The organism is Halogranum roseipondis, from assembly GCF_059695585.1.
The window spans coordinates 1175925-1198451 of record NZ_CM185235.1; the positions used below are offsets into that span (position 1 = coordinate 1175925).

Annotated in this window: 20 protein-coding genes; 12 read left to right on the plus strand and 8 right to left on the minus strand. The window is 66.0% G+C overall.

All coding sequences use genetic code 11. The features are described from left to right. Window positions 1–79 precede the first annotated feature (79 nt). Complete coding sequence (locus EOHIBHHM_RS06395) at window positions 80–607, plus strand: Ntn hydrolase family protein (RefSeq protein ID WP_497255704.1); 528 nt, start codon at window positions 80–82, stop codon at window positions 605–607. Here EOHIBHHM_RS06395 and EOHIBHHM_RS06400 read toward each other — a convergent pair whose 3' ends face one another. Further along, entirely contained in the window at window positions 608–1225 is a 618-nt protein-coding gene (locus tag EOHIBHHM_RS06400; RefSeq protein ID WP_497255706.1) for a LysE family translocator, read from the minus strand. 685 nt (window positions 1226–1910) lie between these two features. Here EOHIBHHM_RS06400 and EOHIBHHM_RS06405 point away from each other — a divergent pair. Beyond that, entirely contained in the window at window positions 1911–3098 is a 1188-nt protein-coding gene (locus tag EOHIBHHM_RS06405; protein ID WP_497255708.1) for an MFS transporter, read from the plus strand. Window positions 3099–3139: 41 nt separating this feature from the next. On the opposite strand, the gene EOHIBHHM_RS06410 is transcribed toward EOHIBHHM_RS06405, so the two are convergent. Beyond that, window positions 3140–3847: a YqjF family protein gene (locus EOHIBHHM_RS06410; protein ID WP_497255710.1), complete on the minus strand. Its 708-nt coding sequence runs from the start codon at window positions 3845–3847 to the stop codon at window positions 3140–3142. A 98-nt stretch (window positions 3848–3945) separates the two neighbouring features. Between EOHIBHHM_RS06410 and recJ the strand changes: the two genes are divergently transcribed. The 5 genes from recJ (at window position 3946) to EOHIBHHM_RS06435 (ending at window position 8758) form a co-directional block, all read left to right on the plus strand. Beyond that, entirely contained in the window at window positions 3946–5358 is a 1413-nt protein-coding gene (gene recJ, locus EOHIBHHM_RS06415; RefSeq protein WP_497255712.1) for a RecJ family nuclease, read from the plus strand. Between the two features lie 52 nt (window positions 5359–5410). Then, the gene (locus EOHIBHHM_RS06420) at window positions 5411–5845 is read left to right on the plus strand and encodes a hypothetical protein (RefSeq protein ID WP_497255714.1); all 435 of its coding nucleotides are present in this window, start codon (window positions 5411–5413) and stop codon (window positions 5843–5845) included. A gap of 516 nt (window positions 5846–6361) precedes the next feature. After that, window positions 6362–6688 carry a DUF5783 family protein gene (locus EOHIBHHM_RS06425; RefSeq protein ID WP_497255716.1) on the plus strand — a complete coding sequence of 109 codons (327 nt, stop codon included), beginning with the start codon at window positions 6362–6364 and terminating at the stop codon, window positions 6686–6688. A 56-nt stretch (window positions 6689–6744) separates the two neighbouring features. Further along, entirely contained in the window at window positions 6745–7113 is a 369-nt protein-coding gene (locus EOHIBHHM_RS06430) for a NifU family protein (RefSeq protein ID WP_497255718.1), read from the plus strand. 103 nt (window positions 7114–7216) lie between these two features. Then, window positions 7217–8758 carry a sulfatase gene (locus EOHIBHHM_RS06435; protein WP_497255720.1) on the plus strand — a complete coding sequence of 514 codons (1542 nt, stop codon included), beginning with the start codon at window positions 7217–7219 and terminating at the stop codon, window positions 8756–8758. A gap of 54 nt (window positions 8759–8812) precedes the next feature. Here EOHIBHHM_RS06435 and EOHIBHHM_RS06440 read toward each other — a convergent pair whose 3' ends face one another. From EOHIBHHM_RS06440 to EOHIBHHM_RS06465, 6 genes are all read right to left on the minus strand, one after another. After that, window positions 8813–9136 carry a DMT family transporter gene (locus tag EOHIBHHM_RS06440; RefSeq protein WP_497255722.1) on the minus strand — a complete coding sequence of 108 codons (324 nt, stop codon included), beginning with the start codon at window positions 9134–9136 and terminating at the stop codon, window positions 8813–8815. A 54-nt stretch (window positions 9137–9190) separates the two neighbouring features. Then, window positions 9191–10087 carry a ketopantoate reductase family protein gene (locus EOHIBHHM_RS06445; RefSeq protein WP_497255724.1) on the minus strand — a complete coding sequence of 299 codons (897 nt, stop codon included), beginning with the start codon at window positions 10085–10087 and terminating at the stop codon, window positions 9191–9193. A gap of 72 nt (window positions 10088–10159) precedes the next feature. Further along, on the minus strand, window positions 10160–10453 hold the full coding sequence (locus EOHIBHHM_RS06450; RefSeq protein WP_497255726.1) for a DUF7130 family rubredoxin-like protein: 294 nt from the start codon (window positions 10451–10453) through the stop codon (window positions 10160–10162). A gap of 100 nt (window positions 10454–10553) precedes the next feature. After that, entirely contained in the window at window positions 10554–14630 is a 4077-nt protein-coding gene (locus EOHIBHHM_RS06455) for a DNA-directed DNA polymerase II large subunit (protein WP_497255728.1), read from the minus strand. Window positions 14631–14643: 13 nt separating this feature from the next. Beyond that, the gene (locus EOHIBHHM_RS06460; RefSeq protein ID WP_497255730.1) at window positions 14644–15063 is read right to left on the minus strand and encodes a PPC domain-containing DNA-binding protein; all 420 of its coding nucleotides are present in this window, start codon (window positions 15061–15063) and stop codon (window positions 14644–14646) included. A 116-nt stretch (window positions 15064–15179) separates the two neighbouring features. Beyond that, window positions 15180–15344 carry a DUF7556 family protein gene (locus EOHIBHHM_RS06465; RefSeq protein WP_170864748.1) on the minus strand — a complete coding sequence of 55 codons (165 nt, stop codon included), beginning with the start codon at window positions 15342–15344 and terminating at the stop codon, window positions 15180–15182. 227 nt (window positions 15345–15571) lie between these two features. Here EOHIBHHM_RS06465 and EOHIBHHM_RS06470 point away from each other — a divergent pair, with 227 nt between their 5' ends. From EOHIBHHM_RS06470 to EOHIBHHM_RS06490, 5 genes are all read left to right on the plus strand, one after another. Further along, window positions 15572–17419, plus strand: a complete 1848-nt coding sequence (locus tag EOHIBHHM_RS06470) for an ABC transporter substrate-binding protein (RefSeq protein WP_497255732.1) — start codon at window positions 15572–15574, stop codon at window positions 17417–17419. A gap of 165 nt (window positions 17420–17584) precedes the next feature. After that, window positions 17585–18628 (plus strand): ABC transporter permease, encoded by a 1044-nt coding sequence (locus EOHIBHHM_RS06475; protein WP_497255734.1) that lies wholly within the window; start codon window positions 17585–17587, stop codon window positions 18626–18628. Window positions 18629–18631: 3 nt separating this feature from the next. Then, window positions 18632–20098, plus strand: coding sequence for an ABC transporter permease (locus EOHIBHHM_RS06480; RefSeq protein ID WP_497255736.1), 1467 nt, complete (start codon window positions 18632–18634; stop codon window positions 20096–20098). Then, window positions 20095–21174: an ABC transporter ATP-binding protein gene (locus EOHIBHHM_RS06485; protein WP_497255738.1), complete on the plus strand. Its 1080-nt coding sequence runs from the start codon at window positions 20095–20097 to the stop codon at window positions 21172–21174. The genes EOHIBHHM_RS06480 and EOHIBHHM_RS06485 overlap by 4 nt, the downstream gene beginning before the upstream one ends. After that, complete coding sequence (locus tag EOHIBHHM_RS06490) at window positions 21171–22523, plus strand: ABC transporter ATP-binding protein (protein WP_497255740.1); 1353 nt, start codon at window positions 21171–21173, stop codon at window positions 22521–22523. Before EOHIBHHM_RS06485 ends, EOHIBHHM_RS06490 begins: the two co-directional genes overlap by 4 nt. The last annotated feature ends 4 nt before the right edge of the window (window positions 22524–22527 follow it).

Below are 22527 nucleotides of genomic sequence, written 5' to 3' on the forward strand. Positions count from 1 at the left end.
GAGCCACCGGCAGTCAAAGCTCACGGTCGACGCGCGAACGGCAACAGCACTCTTTGCGTTCGCGAGTGTCGTCTGGGGTATGAGTACCATCGTCGGTGTCGAATGTACGGACGGCGCACTGCTGGCCGCGGACCGACTGCTCGTCCAGGACGACCGCGTCGAGAGCACGTCGCGGGAACGACTCGTCGTCGTCGACGACGAGGTGGCCGCAGTCTGTCACGGACCGGCCGGCGGCGTCGACGAGTTCGTCCGTCGATTCGACCAGGAGGTCCGCTCCTACCGGACGGAGCGCGGCGAGATGACCGTCGACCCGCTGGCGACGAGAGCGTCGTCGATCGCCGCCGACGAGGGCGTCGAGGCGATCGTCGCCGGTCCCGACGAGGAGGGCGTCGCCCGCATCCGGGCGATCGGACGCGACGGTAGCGTCCTCGAGGACTCGCCGGCGGCACGGGGGAGCGGCGCGCCGATTCTCCTCGGCGCGCTCGACGTCGACGACGCCGACCTCGACACCGCCGAGACGGAGGTCAGGGAGGCGTTCGAGGCGGCGGCGGACCGCGACCCGAAGACGGGCGACGACATCGACGTCTGGCGACTGGCCGACGAGTAGTTACCGACCGCCGACGGCGACCGACAGCCCCAGCGCGACGAACACGCTGCCGGCCCCCCACTGTAGTTTCGACCGAACCCGGTCGGTTGCGACGACGCGGCGGACGCGGCTCGACGCGAGCGCGACGGCCGAGAGATAGAACGCCGTGATCAGCGCGTAGAGAACGCCGAGGACGACCATCCGACCGGTCGCGTCGGGGCCGCTACCGGCGAACTGCGGGAGGAAGGCGAGGAAGAACAGCGCCACCTTCGGGTTGAGCGCGTTGACCGCGACGCCGCGGAGGTAGCTGTTCGTCGGATCGGACCCCTCCTCGAGTGCGAACTCGTCGCTCCGGACGGCCTGCACGCCGAGATAGACCAGGTAGGCTGCGCCGGCGTACTTGACCACCTCGTAGGCGGCCGGCGCGGCGCGGAGCAGCGCCGCCAGTCCGAGCGCCGCGGCGAGCGTGTGGAGGAGGACGCCCGTACTGACGCCGAGCGCCGACTGGACGCCCGCCGACCGGCCCTGTATCCCGCGAGTCAGGACGTAGATCGTGTCCGGGCCGGGCGCGAGGACGAGCGCGACCGCCGCGCCGAGGTAGAGCGCGAGCGTCTGGAGGTCGGGAACGATACCGAGCACGGGAGAAGGTGAGGCACTCTCGCGGATAAAGGTCCGGGGAGTGGTCGACGTCGAAGCCGTGGTGAAACAACCGGGAGATCACTGTGAGGCGTGGCTTCGTCGCCCCTGTGCGGCGACCCACGTACGCGAGGTCTTCAACGAGGGTGAGTGATAGGTGTTAGCAAAAGGATTCAGACAGTCACTCTGTCTATCCTCGGGAAGTTGTCAGGAGGTGCGTGACACATACGGAGGGTGTGTCTGTCACGAGGGGCAGAGAACACATACGTCTCTGAAAGAAAGTACACGCATGCCCCGCGACACCTTAGTCTCGTGGAGAACATGGGCGATTGTCATCCTCTTCCCGCCAGTAGCAATCGCTGCAATCGTGTTCTTCCCAATTACCCTCGCAATCGTGTTTTGGCTATACTACAGAGGGAAACATCAAGCGCTGGAAGAACGGCATAGACACTCACAATCAGCTCACGAGGAGTGAAACAGACGCGCCCTCTCTTCAGCACGACGAGTCTATCAATCGTATGGAAGCACGCCGATCGGATGGATTGAGACTTCTGTGCACCACTATCGATCGGAACCGGGACCGCGAGCAACGCTCCGAGTTCGCGACGAGTCAGCAGAGAGGTAGACAAACCAGAAATCCCGGCCGCACTCGTCACGTTTACCCCGCACAGCCCCGGATTCCCGAACAGTGGCAACCGAGTCGAACGTGACGAGTGCGTCGAGGAGTTGGCGGTCGGTGGCGACGGTCGCCGGCTGGCAGACGGCCGCGAGCCTCTGTTACTACACTATCTTCGCAGCGACCGGGTTCGTCCGCGACGCCTTCTCGCTTTCGGAGTCGCTGGTCGGCGTCTTCCTGACGGCCGCCCTGCTCGGCTACACGGTGATGCTCTTCCCGAGCGGCGCGGCCGTCGACGGCTTCGGCGAGAAGCGGTTGATGATCGTCGGCCTCGCGGCGCTGGCCGTCGCCGCCGTCGGCGTGTCGCTAGCACCCTCCTACGGCCTGCTGTTGGGTGCCGGCGCGGTGCTCGGGGGGGCCTACTCGACGGCGATGCCCGCCTCGAACCGTGCTATCGTCACCAGTTCGCCGCCAGGGCGACAGGGACTCGCGATGGGACTGAAGCAGGTCGGCGTCACCGCCGGCAGCGGCGCGGCGTCGCTGGTCGTCACGGGCGTCGCCGCCGTCGCGGCCTGGCAGGTGGGGTTCTGGGTGGTCGCGGCGCTCGCCGGCGGCTACGCGCTCGGCTTCGTCGCGCTCTACGACGGCTCTCACGGGAGCGGCGAGTTCTCGCTACCAGATCTCTCGGGACTGTGGGACAATCGCGCCTACGTCCTGCTGGTCGCGGCGGGACTGTTCGTCGGCGCGTCCATCTTCTCGATGCTGGGCTACACCGTCCTCTACGTGCAGGACGCCGTGGGAGCGAGCGCCGCCGCGGGCGGTATCGTCCTCGCGCTGACGCAGGTGACGGGGAGCGTCGGCCGCATCGGTGCCGGCAGCCTCGCGGACCGCCTCGGCGGCGCGAGAGGGGCGGCCACCGTCGCGCTCGGACAGATGGGCGTCTCGATCCTCCTGTTCGGCGCCCTCGCCGGTGGCGAGTGGTCGCTCCCCGTCGTCGTCGGCCTGTTCGTGGGTCTCGGCCTCTCGGTCCACGGGTCGACTGGCGTCTTCTACTCGTGTCTCTCGGAACTCGTCGACGGCGACGACATCGGCGGCGCGACTGCCGGGGGACAGACGGCCATCAACACGGGGGGACTCGTCGCCCCGCCGCTGTTCGGCTACCTGGTCGAGACGGGCGGCTACGGGATCGGTTGGGGGCTGTTGACTGGGACGACGTTGGCGGCGACGGTGCTGTTCGTCGGCGTGCTCTGGCGACTGTGACCGCCGCGTCGGCAGGAGTCGACAGGAGTCACAACGACGGCTCACCGACGGACCAGCCACGGCAGCGACGCGTGCATCGGCCACGACGGGGAGTATCGGACGGCCGGATCGGTAGACGGCGTTGGAAGGCCCGCGGCGTCGAACAGCGTGTTCTCCCGGAGGGTCGCCGTCGCCGGCCGGAACGCCGGCGTCTCGCGGTCGACGTCGAGCGCCCACAGCGTCCCGCCCGCCGCACCGAAGACGCGACCGTGCTCGCCGACCCAGCGGTCCCGACCGCGGCCGTCGGCGGCACTCGACTCCCGGTCGAGCGTCACCGTCGCCTCGAACGTCGCCGGCGGCGTCCCGAGTTGGTCGCGGCGACTGACGACGTGGACGCCGTCGTCGTCCCGTTCGACGCGGCCGTCGGCGGCCGCGTAGGGGATCCGCGAGGTGAGTCGGAAGAGGTGTGCGACGGGCCGGTCGCCGGCGTCGACGCTGAAGACGTACCGACCGCGGGTCCCCCGGTGCCAGACGTAGGTCTGGAGTCGGAGTTCGGCGAACGACCGACCGAACCGTGTGGGAGTTCCGCGCGGTCGCAGGTCGGTCGCGCGGAACGCGACGACCGAGAGCCACGCCGTCTCGTCGAACAGCGACAGGTCGAGCGGGGTCGGTATCCGGGGACGGAGCAGGTCGGCGTCGACCGGCCAGTGGAGACAGACGACGTCCTCGGCGGTCATCGTCGCCACCGACGGACGCACGGGCGGAGCCATCTGTGCGGACAGTCGGCCGACGGTGGTATGACCGTTCCGGCGGCGACGACCACACAGAGAGCGAGCGTTTAAATCCGAAACCGCCCCAATCGGGAGTGATGGCAGGTCCCGTTCCCGAACTTCACGACCGCGCGGTGGCGTGTGCCGACCGGTTGCGCGAGGCCGACTCCGTACTCCTCGCCTCGCACATCGACGCCGACGGACTCACCAGCGCCGCCGTCGCGTCGTCGGCACTCGAACGCGCGGGTATCCCGTTCGACACCGTCTTCTCGAAACAGCTCGACGCCGAGGAGATCGCCGCCATCGCGGCGACCGACCACGAGACGGTGCTGTTCACCGACTTCGGGAGCGGCCAACTCGACGTCGTCGCCGAACACGAGGCGGCGGGCGACTTCACGCCCGTCGTCGCCGACCACCACCAGCCCGCCGATGCTGAGACCGAGTTCCACCTCAACCCCTTGCTCTTCGGCATCGACGGGGCGAGCGAACTGTCGGGTGCGGGGGCGAGTTACGTCCTTGCACGGGCGCTCGAACCCGAGGGAGGAGACAACAGAGATCTCGCCGCGCTCGCCGTCGTCGGCGCGGTCGGCGACATGCAGGACTCCGAGGACGGCCTACAGGGAGCCAACGAGGGAATCGTCGCCGAGGGCGTCGAGGCGGGGGTTCTCGACCCCGCGAGAGACCTCGCGCTCTACGGTCGGCAGACGCGTCCCCTCCCCAAACTGCTGGAGTACGCCAGCGAACTCCGGATACCGGGCGTCTCGAACGACGAGAACGGCTCTATCGCCTTCCTCTCTGACCTCGGACTCGACTTGAAGGCCGACGGCGAGTGGAAGCGGTGGGTCGACCTCACACAGGAGGAACGCCAAACCGTCGTGAGCGCGCTCATCAAGCGCGCCGTCTCGAAGGGCGTCCCGCCGGAGCGGGTGAACACGCTCGTCGGAACGACGTACAGCCTCGTCGACGAAGAGGAGGGGACCGAACTCCGGGACGTCAGCGAGTTCTCGACGCTCCTCAACGCGACGGCCCGCTACGACCGGGCGGACGTCGGTCTCGCGGTCTGTCTCGGCGACCGCGGGGAGGCGCTCGACCGCGCGCGGAAGCTGTTGCGAAACCACCGGCGGAACCTCTCGGAGGGGCTCCAGTGGGTGAAGACCGAGGGCGTCACGGTCGAAGAACACGTCCAGTGGTTCGACGCCGGAGCGCGCATCCGCGAGACCATCGTCGGCATCGTCGCCGGGATGGCTGTCGGGGCGGACGGAATCAGCCGCCGCAGACCCATCCTCGCGTTCGCCGAGAAGGACGACGGGGAGGTGAAGGTCTCCGCTCGGGGTAGCCACTTCCTCACCGGAGAGGGGTTGGACCTCTCGGTCGTGATGCGCGAGGCCTCCCGACACGTCGGCGGCGACGGTGGCGGTCACGACGTCGCCGCCGGCGCGACGATTCCCGCGGGGAAGCGAGCGGCGTTCGTCGCCGAGGCCGACCGACTCGTCGGCGAGCAGTTGAGCTGAGAAATCGGCCGGCGGCCTTACGAGGTTGTTGTGCGTCACGTCGAGTAGAGCTATGGTTGACGACGACGCGAACGACGAAGTTGAGGTGAAGGGTCTGTCGAGACGTCACTATCTCGCTGGCGGGGTTGCCGCCCTCTCTGTCGGAACCGCAGGCTGTGTCACGACGGGGCTACGGCTCGAGACCGAGGGCGTCGAGTCGTCGGACGTCTTCGACTCCGTGTCGCTCTCGGAGTCGTGGACGGCGAGTACGGCGACTGCGACGGTGAAACTCACAGAGAGCGGGGCCAAGGAGTCGAACGTCCGGGGGTTGACGACCGTCGCTTCCGACGGCAGCAGCACCTGGGCGGGGACGGTCGACGCCGGACAGACGAGCGTCTCGAGCGTCCTCCTCCCCGTCGGCGAGTCGGCGACCATCGTCGCCGCCAACGGGAGCAAGGAGTTCGTCGACGAGGTGAGCGTCCGTGTGGTCGGATCGACGGTTCCGTAGCGACGGTCGCCGTCAGTGATCTGCTTTTGTATCGCGTTATGGGATTCACCGGAGTGACAGACACGAGTTAGCTATCGTCGCGCCCGCTGCGCCGAGAACCGGGTTATCGACGGTTCCAGCGGACGAGGAGCACGGAGCTCCGACTATCGCAGGAGGTCGACCGTGTTCGGAGCGACACCTCCGACCGAGTTCGTGCCACGCGGTGAGCAACAGTCGACGGCGGACGCGGGCCAGTCCCGATCTGGGGACGTCGTCCTCGGAACCCTCCGGGCTACGCGTCGGTGTCGCTCTGCGGCGAGCGATCGGAGGTCGCCCGTCTCCCGAGTGGCGTCGCAGCGACGGTGTCGGAGAGGTGTGGCGGTATCAGCGAGGTGCGGCGCCCCAGCGCCCGAGATCCCCGATTGCGTAGACAGGGTAATTCGAGGCGACGGCCCCGTCATAAATCACAGTGTACGATACGAAATCTCCGCCGCGGCCAATCGTCCGACTTTTCTCTCTGCCCGCGAACTCCCGAATATGACCGAGTTCGACCCCGAGAAGTTCGAGGACAAGTACGTTCACTACTTCCAACAGCTCCAGCGAGCGTACAAGAACGCCTTCGAGACGATGAACGAACGGTACGACTCCGAGCTCATCCACGGCATCGACCAGCAGATCCTCAACGAGTCCGAACCGTTCTACGAGGACGGCGAGTTCTACGTGCAACTCCCCGAGAATCCGACCGAGCGGCTGACGGCCATCGTCGTCGACGACGAGAAGGTGGAGACGACGCTGGAGCGGTACGTCGACGAGATCGAAGCCGAGTTACACCGAGTGTTCGGCGTCGAGCGGGATAACAACTGAAGACGCGCGCACGCGCGAACCAAAGGCCTAAGAACGCAGACGCCCAACCCCGGAGCATGAGCACGGAGAGCCAGGACACAGACGACCTCAAAGACCGCGTCACCAACTTCCTGCGCCGGAACTTCCCGCAGATCCAGATGCACGGCGGGAGCGCCGCCATCCAGAACCTCGACCGCGAGACGGGCGAGGTCACCATCCTCCTCGGCGGCGCCTGTTCGGGCTGCGGTATCTCGCCGATGACCATTCAGGCGATCAAGACACGGATGGTCAAAGAGATCCCCGAGATCAACGAAGTCCACGCCGAGACGGGGATGGGAGGCGACGGTGGGATGAACGACAGCGGCGGAATGAGCCCCTCGTTCCCCGGCGAGACCAGCGACGACGACGGCGGAAGCACCGACGAAGGTCCGCAGGCCCCCTTCTAGCGAACCCGACTTTTCTCCGTTTTCGACACGTACGAGCGGTGCCACCGGCCGCTGGCCGTCGACAAACAGGAGGTTTATCCTCCCGAACGTCGGACTCACCTGTATGACCAGCGAGTCCCCCCGGAACGTACTGTTCGTCGTCATGGACACCGTCCGGAAGGACCATCTCACACCGTACGGCTACGACCGACCGACGACGCCGGGGTTGGATGCGTTCGCCGAGGAGGCGACCGTCTTCGAGCAGGCGGTCGCACCGGCCCCCTGGACGCTCCCGGTACACGCGTCGCTCTTCACGGGGATGTATCCGAGTCAGCACGGCGCAGACCAGGAGAACCCCTATCTCGACGGCGCCACGACGCTCGCGGAGACGCTCTCTGCGGCGGGGTACGACACCGCCTGTTACTCCTCGAACGCGTGGATCACGCCGTACACCCACCTCACCGACGGGTTCGACGACCAGGACAACTTCTTCGAGGTCATGCCCGGCGAGTTCCTCTCGGGGCCGCTCGCGAAGGCCTGGCAGACGCTCAACGACAACGACGCGCTGCGCGCCGTTGCAGACAAACTCGTCAGCCTCGGCAACACCGCCCACGAGTATCTCGCCGGCGGCGAGGGGGCTGACTCGAAGACGCCCGCCGTCGTCGACCGGACGATGGAGTTCGTCGACGACTCCGAGCAGTTCTTCGCGTTCATCAACCTGATGGACGCACACCTGCCGTACCATCCGCCCGAGGAGTTCAGAGACGAGTTCGCGCCGGGCGTCGACTCCACGGATGTCTGTCAGAACTCCAAGGAGTACAACTCCGGTGCCCGCGACATCGACGACGACGAGTGGGAGGACATCAGAGGGCTCTACGACGCGGAGATCGCCCACATCGACTCGCAGTTGACCCGCCTGTTCGACCACCTGAAGGAGACGGGCCGCTGGGAGGACACGATGGTCGTCGTCTGTGCGGACCACGGCGAACTCCACGGCGAACACGACCTCTACGGCCACGAGTTCTGCCTCTACGACCCGCTCGTGAACGTGCCGCTGATGGTCAAGCATCCCAAGTTGGAGGAGGACCGCCGCGAGGACCAGGTCGAACTCGTCGACCTCTATCACACCGTCCTCGACTCGCTCGGCGTCGACGGCGGCACGCCGGCGTCGCCCGGCGACGACGTCGTCGCGCTCGACCGGACGCGGTCGCTCGTCTCCGGGAGCTACCGGCAGTTCAAACGTGCGGACGCTACGGACCCCGGCCAGCGCGGCGACGGGAAGTACGCCTTCGTCGAGTACTCCCGTCCGGTCGTCGAACTGAAACAGTTGGAGGAGAAGGCCAAGGGTGCCGGTATCACGCTCCCCGAACAGTCGCGCTACTACTCGCGGATGCGCGCCGCACGGCGGCGAGAGGCCAAGTACGTCCGCATCGACCGCATCGAGGACGAGGCGTACCGTCTCGACGAGGACCCCGAGGAGACGACCAACCTCGCCGACTCCGAGGACGACCTGATCGCCGAGACCGAGGCGACGCTCGCAGAGTTCGAAGCGGCCGTCGGCGGCGCGTGGGACACCGCAGACGACGCAGACGTCTCCGACGACGCGGTCCAGGAGATGGACGAGGAGGCCCAGGAGCGACTGCGCGATCTGGGCTACATGGAGTAGACCCGAAGATCGACGGAACGAAGCGTCGAGAGCGGCGAGTCGGGTCGACCCGGCTCAGGCGGTCAACTGCAGACCGACGACGCCGGCGACGATAGTGCCGATGCAGGCCAGTCGGGCCGCAGTCACCGGTTCGTCGAAGAGGACGATACCCAGCGCCGCGGTGCCGACGGCACCGATACCGGTCCAGACGGCGTAGGCGGTTCCGACCGGGAGCGACTGGACGGCTTTCGCGAGCAGTGCGACGCTGAGTGCCATCGCGACCACCACGACGACCGAGGCACGGAGGTTCGAGAACCCGTCGGCGTACTCGAGGTTGACGGCCCACACCGTCTCGAAGAGGGCGGCGACGAGGAGGATTCCCCAGGCGAGTCGACTCATTGCGTCCGACCAGTCGGCCCAGCGCGAAGTAGTCGGCGATGTCGGTCCATCGGTTCAGCGGAGTTCTCTCCCCGACTCCCACGCCCGCAACAGCCCCGCGAGGACCCGGTTCGTCGGCACGTCGATATCGTGCGCGTCGGCCCGGTCGACGACGGTCCCGGTGATGGCGTCGACTTCGGTTCGGCTCCCGCTGTCGACGTCCTGGAGCATCGACGACCGGTTGCTCGCCGTGGCGGTGACGACGTCGTCGAGGGCGGTACGGGCGACGCGGTTCGGCAGCCTCACCCCCTCGGCGCGGGCGACGCGAGCAGTCTCGCGGGCGGCCGTGTGGGCCACCTCGGCGGCGTCGCCGTCGCCGAGCGCACCGTTCTCGACGCGGGCGAGAGCGGTGACGGCGTTGATACCCGCGTTGACGGCCAGTTTCTCCCAGCGACGCCGCGGCATGTCGGTCGCGACGAGCGTCTCGACGTCCGCGTCGCGAAACGCCTTCCCGACCCGTTCGGCGAGCGGCGAGGGGCCGCCGTCGAGCGCTCCGAGGGCGACTTCGCCGACGCCGGTACACGCGACGTGGCCGGGTTCGCGGAGACGCGCGCCGTACGTCGCGGTGCCCGCGAGCACGGGCGCGTCGAGTCGGTCGGCGAGCGTCTCCTCGGTCAGCCCGTTCTGCAGCGACAGCACCGCGTCGAACGAACCGGTGGCGAGGGCGTCGGCCGCCGCGGCGGTGTCGAACGACTTGACGGTGACGACGGCGAGGTCGGCCGTCAGGTTGCGGCCGTCGGTCACCGCGTCGGGGGAGACGCGAGCCTCCAGCTCGCCGGTGACGCGGAGACCGCCCTCGCGGACACGGGCGACGTGCGGGTCACGACCGACGAGCGTCACGTCGTGTGTGCGCGCGAGGAGCCCACCGAGGAGACTCCCGAGGCTTCCCGCACCGAAGACGACGATGTCCATACTCTCACGTCGACGGCGGGGCTGAAAAACGGGCGCGGTTGCGGTCGGTTCGCCGGACGCCGACGCGACCGGTCAGTCCTCGGTCCAGTAGAACAGGTTCTCTCTCGGCGCGTCGCAGTTCGGACAGCGCTTCGGGAGGTCGTCGGTGAGTTTGTCCATCTCGCCGCAGTCCGAACAGCGCCAGACGAGCTCCGCCTCGCCGAACTCGTGGCCCGACCGCTCGTGTTCGATCGACAGCGACTCGATCCCGTCACGGGTCGTCACGAAGAAGCCGTCGTCTCCCAGTCCCCGGATGGTGCCGATCGGGTCGCCGCCCTCTGTGTACACCGTCGTTCCAATGGACACCTTCGTGGTCTCTTGGCTCATGTGGTGTGTGTGTACGCGTGCCAAGGTGATAAAGTCGGGCGGCAGAGTCCGAGCCACTCGGCTCGAAAAATCTGGACCAAAAACCGCGGACTCAGCCTCGCTACATGAAGTCCGCGATGCCGGACTGCTTGTTCTTGTCGTTCTCGAACACGCTCTCCAGGGAGCGTTCGAGGATGGCGAGTCGTTGTTTGGTGTACTCGCGACAGCCGAACTCCTCGGCCACCTCGATGGCGACGTCCATGTACTTGTTCACCGACCCCTGGTGGACGGTCAGGTTCACCCGACCGCCGCACTCCCGGCAGTCGCCGGTGAGCGGCATCCGCCGGTACTTCTCCCCGCAGTCGAGACAGCGCGTCTCCTGTCTGGAGAACGCGCGGAGGTTCCCGATGAGGTCCGGCAGGAAGTGGCCCTCGATGACGCGTTCGGCGACGTCGGTCTCGTCGACGGCGCGGAGCTTTCGAGAGAGGAGCAGTTGGGCGTCCATCTTGTCCATCATCGATCCGAGCGTCTTGTACGCCGAGAGGTCCGGCCCGAGCGCGATGTCCGTCGTGTCGTGGGTGTGGTCGAACCCGGCGTACTCCGAGTCGGTGCCGAGGGTGTCCTCCGCGATGGCGATGAGCTCCTCGACCTCGCCGGGGTCGGCCATCTCCCTCGTGGCCTCGTAGAACTCCCGGGGGTACTCCCGGACGACGTCCATGTTGTGCGCCTCGTCGTCGATCTCCGAGGGGTCGATCCGGGAGGACATGACCAGGGGTGCGTCCATCCGCCCGCCCCGTTTGTCCGGGAGGAACTCCTTCGAGAAGTTCAACAGCCCGTCCATGAGGAGCATGACGCAGTCCTCGTCGCCGTCACATTGACCGCTGGCGATATCGTTGACGACGACGGTATTCGTATCTTCGACGGTGAGGCAGTAGGTGTGTTCGGTGGTGCTTTCGACGTAGTCGACCGTCGCAATGCGGTCACGGCCGAAGTCGGCACCGCCGTCGGCCACAACGGCAGCACCATCATCGGCGCTCTCTGTAACCGGTTTTAGCGACGAAGCCGGGAGTTCATCACCGACCGAGAGTTCGGTCGCACGAACCGGGGATACACCATCATTCCAGCGAAGCATTCGATGGTCGGGGGTGACAGTGAGAGACCGACCCGACTCGGTTTCGATTCGAACGAGATGGGCTGGTGACTGGTGTTTCGAGACTGCCTCGACCGGTTTCACGACGCGAGTACCGTCCTCGTCTATCGACGGCACGAACACCTCGCCGTCGAGTTCCTGCACGAGCGTCCCGAAGTCGTCCGTGTCAGGGTCGTCGAGTCGATCCTCGACGAACTGTTCGATTCGGTCGTGATGCCACGACCCATCCTCGTCACGGAACCAGAGTTTCGTATCCGGGTGGAAGCAGTTCCGCCGCTTCGCCGCGTGGAAGTACGGATGTGCGTACCCCACCGCCGCCGACGTGAAGCCGACGACCCGCCCGACTGTCGCCGCCGACGTGTGCGGAGCCATTCCGAACACGAGTTCGCCGATCAGGTCGTCGCGTTCGTTCACCTCGTAGAAGGGAGGGAGATCGTAGAACTTCTCCAGCAGGTCGTCGACGAAGTCGGCCGTCTTCAGCATGTGTTCGGCTGCGCCGTCCGAGAGGACGATGTCCTGCACTTTGAGTTCCACGAGCTGGTCGTCGAACCGCAGCGGGTCGCCGTCGATGTCCTCCTCGTAGCCGAGTTGCCGGAAGTGGTCGGCCGTGACGTCCAGTTCCTCGGGTCGGACCGACGTGACGGGCAGGTCCGTCATGTCGTAGCGGACGGTGCCGTCTTTGAACGCCGTGACGCCGTTCTTCGCGCGGAGGACGCCTTTCTCGATGGCTTCGGGCGTCTTGTGCGCGGAGGTGAGCCCCTTGACCCCCTTCAGAATCTGGAAGGAGGCCTCGCGCTCGCCGACGGTCTCCATCGCCGAGTGGAACTCGTCGTTCAGGTCGACGGTGTGCCACTCGGGGCTCTCGATCTCGCGTTCACATCGGGGACACTCGACGCGCCCCGACTCGTCGGGTTCGGCCTCGATGTCGCATTCCTCGCAGACGAACTGGGGTTCGGTGTGGCCCCCACACTCGGGACACTTCGGCTTGTAGCTGTGATGTCCGCAGTCGGTGCATTCGCGTGCGCCGACGAGCAGATCCAACACACCGCGTTGCCCGCGGTCGTTCATCTGGCGAGCCGCGTCGGCGACGTTGCGCTGACTGCCGCCAGCCTCGCTGATGGGGAACAACGTGTGCACTGCGGGAGAGAGGTCGCGACTCTCGGACTTCTCCGGTCGGCCCATCCGCGCGCCGATGCGGGTCGGAGCGCGCTCCTGGACGGCGAACGGGGCGACCTCCTCTACCGCCTTCATCGCGTTGGCGCCGTCGTCCCACGAGCGGGCCGCCTCCGAGAGGTCGTCCCACTCCTTGCGGAGACCGTCGGAGAGGCCGAGCGACCGGACGAACGGTCGCCACTCCGGGATGCGGAGCGCGTCCGGCGTCTGCGAGTGTGGGAGGAGGAGCGCTTCGAGCGCCGTCCGGGTCGCCTCGGTGTGTTCGATGGCGAGGATCCCCTCGACGACGTCGCCGTCGGTGACGGACTCGGCCAGCGCCTCGAACTGCTCGACCGAGATGTCGTGCCAGAGGTAGGTGTACGCGGGATGCAGCGGCGCGTCGTACTCGTCGGCCCACTCGAGCGCCTTCTCGGCGGAAGGGTGTGCGAGGTCGACGTGCGGGTCGTCCCGCATCGCCTGGACGTCCGCGCCGGCGTGTTCGAGGTCCTGCACCCACCACTCGTGGGTGTAGGAGGCCGGAGCGAGCGGGTGGTTGTTCTCGACGAACTCGCCGTAGTTGACCAGATACTCCCCGAGGTCGAGGATCTTCTCGACGCCGTTTCTGAGTTCGAGCGCCGTCTCGGGGTCGTCGATGCGGCGGACGTCGCCGTTGGCGAGGCGGACGGTCGGTCCCTCGATCGAGTCGACGGGGATGACGCCGCCCGCCTTCCCCGGTCGCTCCGTCTTTATCTGGGTTCCCGTCGCGAGGAAGTCGTCGACGAGATGCATCGTCGCCGGGTGGACGCCGGCGGTCGCGAAGCCGTGGTTGCGGGCGCGACCGTAGCGGAGTCGGAACCCACCGGCCTCGCTCGGATGGCCGAAGACGGGGCGGCCCGCGATGAGGTCGCGGAGGTACTTCGTCGCGGGATCGACCCGTGGCGGTCCCTGCGGTTCCGCAGGTTCGGAGTCGGCCTCGGCGTCGTCCGCGTCTTCACCTGCTGCGGCGTCCTCGTCGTCGCCGTCGTCTGTGGCCGCCTCGTCAGCGCCATCACTGTCGTAGTAGGTGCCGTCGATGAGGTCCTGCAGCCACGGCCAGTCGACCTCGTCGAGACCGCGGGTGTAGCGCTGGATCTTCGGAGCCTTCAGCGCGATCCCCTCGGCCATGACGAGACACATCCCCCCGCGGGCGCTGTTGGTGTCGACGCGTTCGAGGTCGCGAAAGCCCGAGACCTCTTCGTCACCAGTTGCCTCACCGTCCAGCATGATCGGCATGTGTTCGGCGATGAACTTCGTCTCCTTGTCCTTCGGCGAGTACTGGAGGCCGGTCTCCTTGTCGTAGAGGGCGACCTCCTCGGCGTAGCGTTCGACCTCGTCGCTCCGAGCGTTGTACTCCTCGATGCCGAGCAGCGACCGGGCGTAGTCGGCGACGAGCACGGAGAGCGCCTGTGCGGTCCCGCCGGCGGAACGGATCGGCCCGGCGTAGTAGACGTTGACGAACTCGGTGCCGTCGTCGTTCTGGAGGATCTCGACGCGGTCGATCCCCTCGATGGGGGCGGCGACGACCCCCTCGGTGAGGAGGGCGACGGCCGTCCGGACTGCGCCTTCGACCTTCCCGGCCTTGCTGTCGAAATCGCCGACGGTCCCCTCGACGAAGTCGGTGACGAGTTCGAGCGCGGCCTCCTCGCGGGACATCTCGCCTTCGAGTTCGCGGACGCGCTCGGCGACGCCCGGAATCCCCAGGATGTTCTCGACGCGGTCGGCCATGTCCTTCGCGACGGGGATCTCGATCTCGGTCGCGGGGTCGTACCCCTGCGCGCGGGCCGCCTCGGCGCGGTCGAACGCCTCGTCCAGTCGGTCCTCGATGCGGGCGAAGTAGCGTTCGTCTTCCGGTCTCATTGGGGTCCGAGACTCACAGCCACAGATCGAGGTCGGTCACGTCGTCGTGGTCGCGTTCGAGCGGTTCGTCGAACGCGCGGAGGTGAACTTCGCCAGCGAAGACGGTCGCGGCGTTGAGGTGGCCGGCGAGCGTCTGCCCGCTCCGGCGGGAGAGAACGACGTGAGTGTGCGCGAAGTGTTCCCCATCCAGCAGTGAGACGTTGCCGACGCAGGAGGCGACCTCGAGCGGTTCGTCGAACGTCACCGACTGGTACTCCTGGCCGTCTTGGTCGTAGTACCAGAGTTCGGCGTCCTGCACCGCTCCCATGGCGGTGAACCACGCCGAGTCGACGTCTTCGCGAGCGGCGAACTCCTCGATCTCCCCGCGCCAGTCTGCACCGTGTTCGAGTCGCGCGACGAACTCGCGACTCGCAGTGACCTCCCGATAGTTCATAGCCCCAGCGACGGGTGACGGCGACAAAAATCCCACCGTTTGGAACGGTTCGGCCGGTACCGTCGCTGGTCGGGCAGGGCGGCGACCGTCAGAAACGGGAAGGTGGCGACCGTCGACTACCGCCAGTCGTCGAGCAGCGGGGCGTCGTCGGCTCGCACCGACACCCACGCGTCGTCGCAGGTGATGTCGGCGATAATGAACTCCGCCGACGGGGAAGTGGAGTCCACCGAGGCCATGACCTCGGGAGCCGACACGTCGATGGCAGTCGTGTCTGTCGCCATGTATGTGACTCACTGTCACAAGCATATAAACGCGTCGAAACCGACACAGGATTGGTCCACGGGATGAGTAAAATCGAGATTTCAGCCAACGACGGATACTTACCGTAACACGTCCGAGTGGCAGGATATGTCGTACCGAACCACGGGAACAGTGAAATCTGTTAACACGATTAACTATCGTGAGAATACGGTAAACTTATCAAAGCCGGTCAAAAAGGGGGAGTGGGATGACAGACAATAACAGCCTTTCACGTCGTCGCTTCCTGCAGGCGACGGGCGGTGCAGCCTCCGCAGTCGCCATCGCGGGATGTACCGGCGACGATGGCTCGGACGGCTCCGACGGTGGGAGCGGCAACAACAGCGGTAACAACAGCGGCGGTAACGCCAACCGCGACATGAAAGAGGGGTACCTCCAGCTGACGAACTCCTCGATCGAGACGCTGGACCCCGTCGCCAACACCGGCACCGCAGGCGGGACGGTCATCGTCAACACGTACGACTCGCTGATGATGTACCCCGACGGGGAGTCCACGGTCGAACAGCTCCTCGCCTCCGAGTACGAGTCGTCCGACGACAACACGACGTACACGTTCACGCTCAAGGACGCGACGTTCCACAACGGGAACGACGTCACTGCACAGGACTTCGTCTACTCCTTCGAGCGACTCGCCGCCTCCGAGAACAGCAAACGGACCTACTTCATCCTCGACTCGCTGGGCGTCGCCCACGAGACCGAGACGACGACACAGGACGGCGAAGAGGTCGAAGTGTACAAGCCCGGAACGCTCGCCGTCGAGGCCGTCGACGAGAAGACGCTCGAGATCACCCTCGAGAAGCCGTTCCACGCCTCCCTCGAGATGCTCGCCTACGCCTCCTTCGCGGCGGTTCCGGAGGGTATCGTCGGCGACGTCGAGGGCTACGACGGCGAGATGAAGTACAACCAGTTCGCCAGCGAACCGGTCGGCTCTGGCCCCTACCAGTTCGAGTCGTGGGAGAAGGGGACCGCCGTCGAGGTCAGCAAGTTCGACGACTACCACGGGACGGCCGCGAAGAACGAGGGTGTCCACTGGCAGATCATCGAGGACACGCAGGCGCTCTACAACTGGGGGCAGAACAAGAACGCCGACGTCGTCGGTATCCCCTCCTCGGAGTACAACGCCGAGAAGATCTCCATCAACAACGAGGACGACCTCGGTCGCAAGATCGGAACCTACGGGCCGATGCGGAACGGCGACACGGCCAACTACATGTCGATCCCCGAGATCTCGGTGTACTACGTCGGGTTCAACATGGAGGCCGTCCCGAAGCCGGTCCGACAGGCGTTCGCCCACGCGATGAACCAGCAGACGATGGTCGAAGAAGTGTTCAAGAGCCGCGGCGAACCTGCGTACCACTTCACGCCGCCGTCGATCTACCCCGGCGGGGCGAAAGAGTACGCGAGCCACGCCGAGGAGAGCTACCCCTACGGCTACAACACCGACCAGCTCGATCAGGCCCGTCAGGTGATGGAAGAGGCCGGGTACGGCCCGGACAACATGTACGAGGTCCAGTGGACCCAGTACCAGTCGACGACCTGGGAGGACATGGCGAAGATCCTCCGCGACCAGCTGCAGTCGGCGCACATCAACATGAGCATCGAGAAGGCACCCTTCTCGACGCTGCTCAAGCGCGGTCGCAACGGCAACATGGAAGTCTACACGCTGGGGTGGATCGCCGACTGGCCCGCGCCGGACAACTTCCTGCAGCTGCTGAACCCGCCGCAGACCGACACGTCGAAGTCGGCACCGACCTCCTACATCAACTGGAGTTCGGAGACGGGCGACGCTGCACAGCAGGCGACGGACGCCTGGTCGACGATCTCGGACAACCTCGGCCCGACCGACCAGGCCGGCAACGCGCGATCCGAGGCGTACGTCCAGATGGAGGAAGCCAACTGGGAGGACGTCGGCTTCATCCCCGTCTACCACTCGCTGGGTGAACGCTTCTGGTACGACTGGCTCGACCTGGCACCGCACGGTGGCATGGGCGCCGAGCGCCAGAAGTACCACCAGGCCGAACTGAGCGAGCGTAAATAACCTCGGACGCTCGTCCACTTTTTCGTACGCACAGGCCGTCTACTGACCAGTTTGTCAGAAAGTATGGGCAAAGGTTGCATGAAGCAAAACGGAAGACATAACCATGACGATTCGGAAAGTGACGCATAGTATGACCAGTGGTATGGCACAACAGAGGGTCGCCCCATGAGTCGGTGGCAGTACTTCCTCCGTCGGTTACTGCTGTCGATCCCCGTCGTGCTGTTCGGGACGACCATCACGTTCATGATCATCAGACTCGGACCGCTCGACCCCGCGGCGGCGATTCTGGGACCGACGGGTGACCCCGCCGCGTACAACCGGATACGCGAGCAGCTCGGCCTCACACAACCGCTGTGGCAGCAGTACTTCGACTTCATGCTGCGGCTGTTCACCTTCGACCTGGGCAACTCCTGGGTCATCAGCTCCGGAACGAGTACCTACAACCTCATCAGTATCTACGCCCCTCGAACGATCTGGCTCGGCTTCTGGTCGGTGCTCATCGCCCTGTTCGTGGGGATCCCGCTCGGCTTCTACGCCGGACTCAACCCCAACACGTTCAGCGACTACACCGCCTCCTTCGGCGGGATCGTCTGGCGTGCGATGCCGAACTTCTGGCTCGCGATCATCTTCGTGAGCCTCCTCTCGCAGTCCGAACAGCTCATCGGCTGGAACTGGAAGACGTGGCTCGTGACGACGCCGGTCGTCACGTCGCCGCAGATCGGCTTTCTCACCGATCCGCTCTCGCTGGTGACGAACCCCGGCGACACGTGGCCGAACGTGGTTGGAGCGATCAAACAGATCGCCCCCGCGGCGATCGTGCTCGGCTCCTCCTCAATGGGGAACGAGATGCGTATCGGGCGCACCGCCGTCCTCGAGACGATCAACTCGAACTACGTCGAGACCGCCCGTGCGAAGGGCGTCTCGAACCGGACGATCGTCTGGAAGCACGTCTTCCGGAACGCGCTCATCCCGCTGGTTCCCGTCATCACCGGCGAGGCGTTCCTCCTCATCGGCGGATCCGTGCTCGTCGAGACGGTGTTCGCAATCAACGGACTCGGCTGGCTGTTCTTCCAGGCGGCCATCCAGGGCGACCTCCCGCTCGTGGGGTCGCTCATGTTCATCTTCATCCTCATCCTGGTGGGGACGAACATCCTGCAGGACTTCCTGTACACGATCATCGACCCACGAGTCGGCTACGACCAGAGCTAACCAATGAGCAACACACAACAAACGGACGAGGTACCGCTCAGACAGCGAATCAGCGAGAACCCCCAACCGGCGATGGCGTGGGTGCTCGCCGGCGCCGTCCTCCTCGCCGTCGAGTTCGGTGCGGTCGTCGGCGTCTTCGTCGACATCCTGGCCGTCCTCGTGAACATCCTCCCCGGTAACCCCGGGATCGGCGCGGTACAGTCTCTCGAGGGGCTCGTCGAGAGCATCCCGACGCTGCTCTCCCGAGAGGTCATCCCGAACCAGGGGTACTGGAACGGTCAGGGCTGGGAGAACACGTTCCTCGGCCTCGAACCGAAGTACGCGTGGCTCTTGCGGACCGTCCTCGTGTACGTCTACGCGTTTCTCGTATTCGCGTGGGCGTGGAACGGGTACACCCGCTTCCGTCGGCACTACCGCCACGCCGACTGGACGCCGCGTGACGACGTCGTCGACCGACTGCGCGGTCACACGTGGGGACAGTTCGGTTTCGTCGTCGTGTTCTTCTTCATCGTGATGGCCGTCTTCGCCCCCGCACTCGGGCCGACGACGGTCGAGGCGAACATCATCGACCCCTACTCCAACAGCATCCAGTACTGGGACGGCGAGGTCGGCACCGCCAACGGCGAGGTCGCAGAGGCCACCGTCGGTACGGCGAACCTCCAGTCGGGGTCGCAGGGGACCGCCAACGAGAACTACGGTCCGTGGACGTACGACGATTACAACCGCTTCCACCCGTTCGGGACGACGACGAACGGGAAGGATCTGTTCACCAACATGGCGACCGGTGCGAGGATCTCGCTGAGCATCGGTCTCGCGTCGATGGGTGCGGCGGGTCTCATCGCGCTCACGCTGGCGATGGTGACGTCGTACTACAAGGGTCTCACCGACCTCTTCGTCATCCTGACCTCCGACTCGATCCAGGCGCTGCCCATCCTGATGGTGCTCATCCTCGTGATGGTGGTGTTCCAAGGGACGTGGTTCGCCGAACTGTACGACGGCGCGGTGTTGATGATCGGTATCTTCATCCTCACGCAGTGGCCGTTCCTCTGGCGGGCGATCCGTGGCCCCGCCTTGCAGACAGCCGAACAGGAGTGGATCGACGCGGCGAAGAGCTACGGACAGAAGCCGTTGGTCATCATGGAGAAACACATGGCACCGTACGTCATCGGCTACATGCTGGTCTACACGTCGATGAGCCTCGGCGGGATCATCATCGCCGTCGCCGGACTGTCGTATCTCGGCCTCGGGATCAACCCGCCGACCCCCGAGTGGGGACGGATCATCTCCGACGGCCAGCCCTACGTGGCGAGCGCCTCGTGGCACATCTCGCTCATCCCGGGGATCCTCATCACGCTCATCGTGACCGGGTTCAACGCGCTCGGCGACGGCATCCGCGACGCCATCGACCCGCAGAGCGGAACCGGTGAAGGCGAGAACACCGAGGCGATGGCAGGAGGGTCCGGCGCATGAGTTCGCAGACCACCACCGCACGCGACCGACACAGCGAGGAACCGATCCTGTCGGTCCAGGACCTCCGGACCGTCTTCTACACGGACAAGGAGGTCATCCGCGCGGTCGACGGCATCAGTTTCGACATCCACCCCGGCGAGACCGTCGGCATCGTCGGCGAGTCCGGATCGGGGAAGTCGGTGACCGCCCGGTCGATCATGGGACTCGTCGACAGCCCCGGCCGCATCGAGAACGGACGCATCGAGTTCAAAGGCGAGAACCTCGTCGGCAAGAGCCAGAAGGAGTGGCGGAAGATCCGTGGCAACGGTATCGCCATGGTGTTCCAAGACCCACTGACGTCGCTGAACCCGGTGTACACGGTCGGCAACCAGATCAAGGAGGCGCTCCGACTCCACCAGGGGCTCTCCGGACAGGCGGCGACCGAGGAGGCGATCGACCTGCTCGAGGCCGTCGGGATCCCGGACGCCGGTCGGCGAGTGCGCGAGTACCCTCACCAGTTCTCCGGCGGGATGCGCCAGCGGGCCGTCATCGCGATGGCGCTGGCGTGTGACCCCGAGCTGCTCATCTGCGACGAGCCGACGACGGCGCTCGACGTCACCATCCAGGCGCAGATCCTCGAACTCCTCAACGAACTCCAAGAGGAGCGGGATCTCGCCATCATGTTCATCACGCACGACATGGGCGTCATCGCCGAGATCGCCGACCGCGTCAACGTGATGTACGCGGGCGAGATCGTCGAGACCGCGTCGGCCGTCGACCTGTTCGGGTCGCCGAAACACCCCTACACGCAGGGGCTGTTGCGGTCGATCCCCGGCACCCACGAACAGGGCGACCACCTGTGGACGATCGAGGGCGACGTCCCCACGCCGAACGAGGAACCGACCTACTGCCGGTTCGCACCGCGGTGCCCCAAGGCGTTCGACGAGTGCGAGAAGGTCCACCCGGTGTCGGTACCGGTCGAAGACGGCGCAGAAGACCATACGGCGGCGTGTCTCCTCTACCCCGAGGACCGCTCGGAGACGGAGGCCGTCGCGTTGCACGAGTCCCGTTCGACGACGGGAGGTGACACCGAATGAGCAGACAAGCGAGTATGCAATCGACGACGAGTGTCCAGCCCGGCGAGACGCTCATCCAAGTCCGCGACCTGAAGAAGTACTACGAGGGTGGCGGACTGTTCGGCGGCAAGCCGGTGAAAGCGGTCGACGGAGTGAACTTCGACATCAACCGCGGCGAGACGCTCGGTCTCGTCGGCGAGTCCGGTTGTGGAAAGTCCACGCTCGGCCGAACGCTCATCCAACTGGAGGAGGCGACCGACGGCGAGGTGCTGTTCGACGGCACCGACGCGACGACGCTGTCGGGGTCGGAGCTCAAACAGTGGCGACGGAACACCCAGATGGTGTTTCAGGATCCCGAGTCGAGTCTCAACGACCGGATGACCATCGGCGAGATCATCCAAGAGCCGCTGGACGTCCACGAGATCGGTTCGCCGCGTGATCGCCGCGAGAAGGTCAAGGAACTGCTCGATACGGTCGGTCTCCGACCGGAGCACTACTACCGCTACCCCCACCAGTTCTCCGGCGGGCAGCGCCAGCGCATCGGCATCGCCCGCGCGCTCGCGCTCGAACCGGAGTTCATCGTGCTGGACGAACCGGTCTCCGCACTCGACGTCTCGGTGCAGGCGAAGATCCTCAACCTCCTGGAGGACCTCCAGGAGGAGTTCGGACTGACGTACCTCTTTATCGCCCACGACCTCTCGGTCGTCCGGCACATCTGTGACCGCGTCGCCGTGATGTATCTCGGCAACATCATGGAGTTGGGTCCGACCGAGGCGCTGTTCGACGACCCGGCGAACCCCTACACCCACGCGCTGCTGTCGGCGATTCCGGAACCGGACCCGACGGCCGAGCGCGACCGCATCACGCTCCGCGGGACGCCGCCGAGTCCGCGTGACCCGCCAGCGGGCTGTCCGTTCAGCACGCGCTGTCCGGTGAAGATCCGCCCCGAGGAGTACCGCGACCTCGACGACGAACTGTGGCTGCGCATCGAGATCCTGCGCGAGGTGCTCCGCGAGCGCTCGCGAGCGGAGAAGTCGCTCTCCGACCGCGCACGCGAACTGCTCGGGATGGAGACGCGCTTCTCGGACATCACCGAGATCCACCGAGAGCTGTTCGGCGACGTCGAGGTCCCCTCGCGGATCCAGACGCACATCGACGAGGTCGAACAGTACGTCCAAGCCAACAAGGACAGCGAGGCTCGGCAGTACCTGCTCGAAGAGTTCGGCAGCGAGTGTGACGTCGACCAGCCCGAACACCACGTCGTCGGCGAGACCGGCCGCGCGAGCCTCTGTCACCGGCACAAGTCGGAACACGAGGAGCCGGGCGTCGCCTACGAAGAGAAGGTCAGGCAGACCACACAGCTAGACTGAACCC

What these genes read in the sequence shown, in the direction of transcription:
- EOHIBHHM_RS06395 (WP_497255704.1), top strand. Translation starts at nt 80, where the DNA reads ATGAGTACCATCGTCGGTGTCGAATGTACGGACGGCGCACTGCTGGCC.
- EOHIBHHM_RS06410 (WP_497255710.1), bottom strand. Translation starts at nt 3,847, where the DNA reads ATGGCTCCGCCCGTGCGTCCGTCGGTGGCGACGATGACCGCCGAGGAC.
- recJ (WP_497255712.1), top strand. Translation starts at nt 3,946, where the DNA reads ATGGCAGGTCCCGTTCCCGAACTTCACGACCGCGCGGTGGCGTGTGCC.
- EOHIBHHM_RS06420 (WP_497255714.1), top strand. Translation starts at nt 5,411, where the DNA reads ATGGTTGACGACGACGCGAACGACGAAGTTGAGGTGAAGGGTCTGTCG.
- EOHIBHHM_RS06425 (WP_497255716.1), top strand. Translation starts at nt 6,362, where the DNA reads ATGACCGAGTTCGACCCCGAGAAGTTCGAGGACAAGTACGTTCACTAC.
- EOHIBHHM_RS06430 (WP_497255718.1), top strand. Translation starts at nt 6,745, where the DNA reads ATGAGCACGGAGAGCCAGGACACAGACGACCTCAAAGACCGCGTCACC.
- EOHIBHHM_RS06435 (WP_497255720.1), top strand. Translation starts at nt 7,217, where the DNA reads ATGACCAGCGAGTCCCCCCGGAACGTACTGTTCGTCGTCATGGACACC.
- EOHIBHHM_RS06440 (WP_497255722.1), bottom strand. Translation starts at nt 9,136, where the DNA reads ATGAGTCGACTCGCCTGGGGAATCCTCCTCGTCGCCGCCCTCTTCGAG.
- EOHIBHHM_RS06445 (WP_497255724.1), bottom strand. Translation starts at nt 10,087, where the DNA reads ATGGACATCGTCGTCTTCGGTGCGGGAAGCCTCGGGAGTCTCCTCGGT.
- EOHIBHHM_RS06450 (WP_497255726.1), bottom strand. Translation starts at nt 10,453, where the DNA reads ATGAGCCAAGAGACCACGAAGGTGTCCATTGGAACGACGGTGTACACA.
- EOHIBHHM_RS06455 (WP_497255728.1), bottom strand. Translation starts at nt 14,630, where the DNA reads ATGAGACCGGAAGACGAACGCTACTTCGCCCGCATCGAGGACCGACTG.
- EOHIBHHM_RS06460 (WP_497255730.1), bottom strand. Translation starts at nt 15,063, where the DNA reads ATGAACTATCGGGAGGTCACTGCGAGTCGCGAGTTCGTCGCGCGACTC.
- EOHIBHHM_RS06465 (WP_170864748.1), bottom strand. Translation starts at nt 15,344, where the DNA reads ATGGCGACAGACACGACTGCCATCGACGTGTCGGCTCCCGAGGTCATG.
- EOHIBHHM_RS06470 (WP_497255732.1), top strand. Translation starts at nt 15,572, where the DNA reads ATGACAGACAATAACAGCCTTTCACGTCGTCGCTTCCTGCAGGCGACG.
- EOHIBHHM_RS06475 (WP_497255734.1), top strand. Translation starts at nt 17,585, where the DNA reads ATGAGTCGGTGGCAGTACTTCCTCCGTCGGTTACTGCTGTCGATCCCC.
- EOHIBHHM_RS06480 (WP_497255736.1), top strand. Translation starts at nt 18,632, where the DNA reads ATGAGCAACACACAACAAACGGACGAGGTACCGCTCAGACAGCGAATC.
- EOHIBHHM_RS06485 (WP_497255738.1), top strand. Translation starts at nt 20,095, where the DNA reads ATGAGTTCGCAGACCACCACCGCACGCGACCGACACAGCGAGGAACCG.
- EOHIBHHM_RS06490 (WP_497255740.1), top strand. Translation starts at nt 21,171, where the DNA reads ATGAGCAGACAAGCGAGTATGCAATCGACGACGAGTGTCCAGCCCGGC.